This window comes from Capsulimonas sp. (assembly GCF_039929585.1).
Lineage (GTDB): Bacteria > Armatimonadota > Armatimonadia > Armatimonadales > Capsulimonadaceae > Capsulimonas.
The window spans coordinates 1-5,608 of sequence record NZ_JBDSQY010000139.1; the positions used below are offsets into that span (position 1 = coordinate 1).

At 59.1% G+C, this 5,608-nt stretch carries 3 protein-coding genes and 1 pseudogene; all 4 read left to right on the forward strand.

Features of this window, described 5'->3' with window-relative positions:
- Positions 1 to 883 (forward strand): annotated as a pseudogene (locus ABIZ35_RS09640) (hypothetical protein); the annotation flags it as partial.
- A gap of 275 nt (positions 884 to 1,158) precedes the next feature.
- The gene (locus ABIZ35_RS09645) at positions 1,159 to 2,886 is read left to right on the forward strand and encodes a GspE/PulE family protein (protein WP_348219679.1); all 1,728 of its coding nucleotides are present in this window, start codon (positions 1,159 to 1,161) and stop codon (positions 2,884 to 2,886) included.
- A 574-nt stretch (positions 2,887 to 3,460) separates the two neighbouring features.
- Positions 3,461 to 4,510, forward strand: a complete 1,050-nt coding sequence (locus tag ABIZ35_RS09650) for a type IV pilus twitching motility protein PilT (protein WP_348219681.1) — start codon at positions 3,461 to 3,463, stop codon at positions 4,508 to 4,510.
- Positions 4,511 to 4,561: 51 nt separating this feature from the next.
- Positions 4,562 to 5,350 carry an AAA family ATPase gene (locus tag ABIZ35_RS09655; protein WP_348219680.1) on the forward strand — a complete coding sequence of 263 codons (789 nt, stop codon included), beginning with the start codon at positions 4,562 to 4,564 and terminating at the stop codon, positions 5,348 to 5,350.
- Positions 5,351 to 5,608 lie beyond the last annotated feature (258 nt).

Consider the following 5,608-nt stretch of genomic DNA (forward strand, 5'->3'; position numbering starts at 1 on the left):
AGCGGCGCCCGGCGCCGGCGCTCCCGACCCTTCCGGCGGCGCGCAGACCTCCACGAAAGTCGCGGTCAAAGCCACGACCCATGCGCTGCTGCTGACTGGATCGGACAGCGACATCGCCCGCGCCAAAACGTTAATCGCTCAGGTGGACACGCAGCCGAAGCAAATCACGTATGAGGCGAAGATCACGGAAGTCCAGCTCACCAACGAAAAAGATTTCGGTCTTGGCTGGGATTTCTCTGGTGCTTCGACAACGATTGGAGAACTGGGCGGCGCATTGAACGGGACAAGCTCACCGTCTGCGTACCCAGGCAATATTCTGAAGTTCGGCACCATCGGCCGTTCGGCGCTGTCCAATATCGCAACGGTCAAGCTGGACGCCAAGATCAAGAGTGGGGACGTGAAGCTGCTGTCCAACCCGAACATCGCCGCCATCGACGGTGAGCAGGCGGCCGTCTTCATCGGCGACACCGTCCGCTACATTTCGTCGATCACGCAGACATCGACCGGCCAGACCGTCACCACGGACTCGGTCAACATCGGCATCAAACTCTTCGTGACCGGCAAGGTCAACAACGACGGCTATGTGACGCTGAATATCCACCCGGAAGTCTCGACGATCTCCGGATACCTCGCGGTCCCCGGCGGCGGCAGCCTGCCGCAGATCTCGAACCGCGAAGCGACCACCACGATCCGCGTCAAAGACGGCGAAACCATCGCCATCGGCGGCCTGATCGGCGAGACCGACATCAAGAACATCCAGAAAGTCCCGATCCTGGGCGACCTGCCGTTCTTCGGCCAGTTGTTCCGAGATACACAGCACACGCACAACCGCAACGAACTGGTGATCTTCGTGAAGGTCGGTGTCCAGAAGGAAACGGTTTAGGCCTCGCGATCACCCATGGGATTTCGGCCCCTCCACCCCATCCTGGGGAACTCGGAAACGCGTTCGTCGCAATCCGGTACCCCAGGATGGGGCGGAGGGGCCGAAACCTAATCAATAAGATTCGTCCCGACTTCGCCCCGGCGACATCTGACATCCTCCCTCCGTCTACAGAACCTCCCCCCAACAACCGATAATCTTTACTAGGTAGAGCGCGTGTGAACGCACTCCCGTCCGTATCGTATTCTACAGCGTTCGGTTCTTAGGAAAGTCACTTCATGCAATCCGCAGTTTTAGGAGATATCTTTGTATCCAGCGGTCTGGTCACTCCCGATCAGATGCAGCAGGCGCTCGACAAGCAGCGGCAGCTGAAGTCGCAGGAGCAGATCGGCGATCTTCTCGTATCCATGGGATTGATCACCGAACGCGACCGCGTGCGCTGTCTTGGCGAGCAATGGGGCGTGCCGTACATCGACCTGACGGATGTCAAGATCGAGGATGACGTGCTCGCCGCCGTCACGCAGGAACTCGCCCGCCGCTTCAAGGTCATCCCCATCGAGCGCAGCCCAAAGAAGCTGACACTGGCGATGAAGAACCCACTTGATATCTTCGCCATCGACGAAATTCGGCTGATTACCGGCAAGGAAGTCGAGCCGCTGATCGCGACCGAAGAAGACATCATCAACGCGATTACGAACAATTACCGCACGGAAGTCAATGTCAAGGACGCCGTGACCGATGTGATGCGCGACCTCGGCGGCGGCGACATCATGCTGACCGACGATCACAAGAACGACGACGGCATCACGATCGAACAGCTCAAGGAGATGTCCGGCGAAGCTCCCGTTGTGCGATTGGCGAACATGGTGATCTCGCGCGGGATTCAAGAAAAGGCGTCGGACATCCATATCGAGCCCGCCAAAGATTGTCTTCGCATTCGATATCGTGTGGACGGCATTCTGATGGACGGCATGGTCCTGCCCAAAAAAGCGCAGGCGGCGGTCACGTCGCGTATCAAGATCATGGCCGAGATGGATATCTCCGAAAAGCGCGCGCCGCAGGACGGCCGCATTTCCGCAACCATCGAAGGCCGCCCTTACGACTTCCGCGTCTCCACCCTTCCCGCCGTATTCGGCGAGAAGATCGTTATGCGCGTTCTGGACAAGTCTAACATCTCCGTCGGCTTGAACAAATTGGGATTGCTGCCCTACACGTACGACATGTTCGAAAGCATGATCTCACGCACCTACGGCATCATCCTGGTCACGGGACCGACGGGATCGGGCAAGTCCACCACCCTTTACTCGGTGCTGTCGAAGCTGAACTCCGGCGAAAAGAACATTCTGACGATTGAAGACCCGGTGGAGTACGAGCTTTCGGGCATCACGCAGAGCATGGTCAATGTCCGCGCCGGAATGACCTTCGCCGCCGGTCTGCGCTCCATGCTGCGCCAGGACCCGAATATTATCATGGTCGGAGAAATGCGCGACCAGGAAACGGCAATGATCGCCATCGAGGCCGCGCTGACCGGTCACCTGGTTCTCAGCACCCTGCACACCAACGACGCGCCCGGAGCCGTGGCGCGCCTTCTGGACATGGGTGTGGAAAGCTTCCTGATCGCCTCCTCCGTCGTCGGCGTGCTCGCCCAGCGCCTGCTGCGCACCGTCTGTTCCAAGTGCAAAGAACAGTACGCGCCGCCCAAGGACGCCATCAAGCGCCTGGGAATGAACCTGGACCTACTGGACAAAGGCGATGTCACTTTCTACCGGGGACGCGGCTGTGACAACTGCAAGGGCAGCGGCTACAAAGGCCGCATCGGCGTCTACGAACTCATGCCTGTCACCGATAAAGTCCGCGAGTTGATCCTGGCTCGCTCCTCATCGTACGCCATCCGCGAGGCGGCGATTGAGGGCGGTATGCGGACCTTGAAGGATGACGCCATGGAGAAGATCCTGCTCGGCATGACGACCCTCGAAGAGTCCCTGCGCGTGATTTACGCCGGATAAGAACGCAAAGAACCGATAGAGAAGCATTTATATGATTGTCAATAACGGAGACCTGCTCCCGCTCAATCCGATCGAACCGGCCGCTGCGAAACCCGCGCCGCCCGCCGCCGCACCCGCCGAGGACTTCGATTTTCTGTCTCAGATCCAGGAGTCCACGAACAGCATCGACTTCCTGCTCGCCGCCCGCGCCGAAGCCGAAGAAGCGGAAAAGCGCGCCAAGCAGGCGGGAGAAACGCCCCTGCTTTATTTGAAGGACGTCAAAAAGAACGCCCCCGCTCCCGTGGCGTCCTCCACAGGATTCACGGCGGGCGGCTCCGCCGACGACGCCGACTCCCCCGCCGGCATGGGATTTTTGGGCTCCGACCTGCGGCGTCTTTCCGATGCGACCAGCATTCAATCCAACTCCATTGACGACTACGCTCCCAAGCCGCCCGCCGCCCCCGCGCCGCGCACAGTCGGGGACGAACTCGATGATCTGCTTGCGCCAACCGCACGCCCCATCGCCGATCAGAGTGGCGGCGCCGCCGACCACGGCGCTCCGGTGGAGGCGGTGACCAGTCTTTCCGAAACTCATATCAGCGAACTGCTTCAGCGAACCGTGGAGTACGGCGCCTCGGACCTGCACCTGACCACCGGTCTGCCGCCGATGGTGCGCAAGGACGGACGTGTCACTCCGCTGCCGTACGATCGGGGCGCGCCGCGCGAGATCCAGCGGATCGTCTACGACATCCTGAGCACGGAACAGATCGCGGTCTACGAGCGCACGCATGAACTCGACTTTTCCTACGGCGTCCCCAATGTCGGGCGCTTCCGCTTCAACGTCTACCGCCAGCGCGGTTCGGTGGCCTGCGCCATGCGCGTCATTCCGAACAAGATTCCCAGCATGGAGCAGCTGAAGCTTCCGCCTGTCATTCGGGAACTGACGCGCAAGCACTCCGGCCTGGTGCTGGTGACCGGTCCGACCGGATCGGGAAAATCCACCACCATCGCCAGCATCATCGACATCATCAACACGGAGCGCGACTCGCACATCCTGACGATCGAAGATCCGATTGAGTATTTGCATCTTCACAAGAAGAGCATGGTGAACCAGCGCGAGCTCGGCGGCGACACCATCTCCTTCAACAACGCCCTGCGCGCCGCCCTGCGCGAAGACCCGGACGTGATCCTCGTCGGCGAAATGCGCGACCTGGAAACGATTTCCGCCGCCATCACGCTCGCCGAAACCGGACACTTGGTGTTCGCGACGCTGCACACCCGCTCCGCGCCGGCCACCATCGACCGCATCGTCGACGTCTTCCCCGCGCATCAGCAGGATCAGATCCGCATCCAGCTTTCGACCAGCATTGAAGCCGTCGTCGCCCAGCAGCTTCTCCCCAAGATCGGCGGCGGCCGCGTCGCCGCCATCGAAATCATGATCGCCACCAGCGCCCTGCGAAACTTGATCCGCGAAGGCAAAACGTACCAGATCAACTCCGTCATCGAAACCGGCCAGCAATACGGCATGCAGTCCATGGACCGCATGCTCGCCGAACTGCACCGCTCCGGGACGGTCACCTACGAAGAAGCCGCCACGCGGGCAATTGACCGCGAGAACTTCCAGAGGCTGGTGAAGGGGTATTAATTTCGCCTGCCGTCGCCTCCGATGGTTTATGGTTTCATGTTACAATAGGACATGAAGAAGAATCGTGACGCCAAAGGTCCGTTCGTTCACGAATTGATTCTCAACCGTGACCGCGTTACCTCGTTCGATTCGTATCCCTACTCCCTGCCGCCGATCCGTTCGTTGTCACGCCTCAAGCTTCATCCACAAGTTACGTTTCTCATTGGCGATAATGGAACGGGCAAGTCTACGCTTTTAGAAGCCATCGCCGTCGCCGCCGGGTTTAACCCTGAGGGCGGCGGGCGCAACTTCAATTACTCCACACGCACTTCTCATTCCAGCCTGGGCGATTGTCTGACACTGGTCAAAGGAATAAGCTCCCCGCGAGATTCCTACTTCCTTCGCGCCGAAAGCTTCTTCACGGTGGCTACGGAAATCGAGCGACTGGATGAGGACGAGCTAGAAGATAAATACAAGCCACCGCCAGTGATCGATTCCTACGGAGGCAAATCCCTCCACGAACAGTCCCACGGAGAATCGTTCATGGCGCTGCTCGTTCACCGTTTCGGTGGCGGTGGACTTTACCTGCTGGACGAACCTGAGGCCGCGCTTTCCCCGCAGCGGCAGCTGGCGTTGCTGCGTCGGATGCACGAACTTCTTCAGCAAGGCTCGCAGTTTATCATCGCCACCCACTCGCCCATTTTGATGGCTTACCCCAATGCTTCGATTTTGCAGTTTTCCGCTGAGGGGATTGCACGGACCGAGTACCGGGAGACTGAGCATTATCAAGTCACCAAGATGTTTCTGGACGATCCCGAACGTATGCTGGCGCTGCTTATGGCGCCCGATGATCGATACTGAGATGAGAAAAGCCGCTCCCATTAATGGAGCGGCTTTTATCCCTATTTCGCGTGTCTGCCGCCCTGGCGGCAGACACGCGAAAATTTTCATGTAAAATTCATGAAGGTAAATCGTGCGAGAGTACACATAGTGATTATATGTCAAGTCTCATCACATTGTGAACAACTGTGACGCGTTCGGAACTGGGTAGGCTCCTGGTTAAATAGGTCGGGCCGTTTCCCGTACCATTCGACTGTCGCCTCATAGGGCGTCTTGCGG

What these genes read in the sequence shown, in the direction of transcription:
- ABIZ35_RS09645 (WP_348219679.1), top strand. Translation starts at nt 1,159, where the DNA reads ATGCAATCCGCAGTTTTAGGAGATATCTTTGTATCCAGCGGTCTGGTC.
- ABIZ35_RS09655 (WP_348219680.1), top strand. Translation starts at nt 4,562, where the DNA reads ATGAAGAAGAATCGTGACGCCAAAGGTCCGTTCGTTCACGAATTGATT.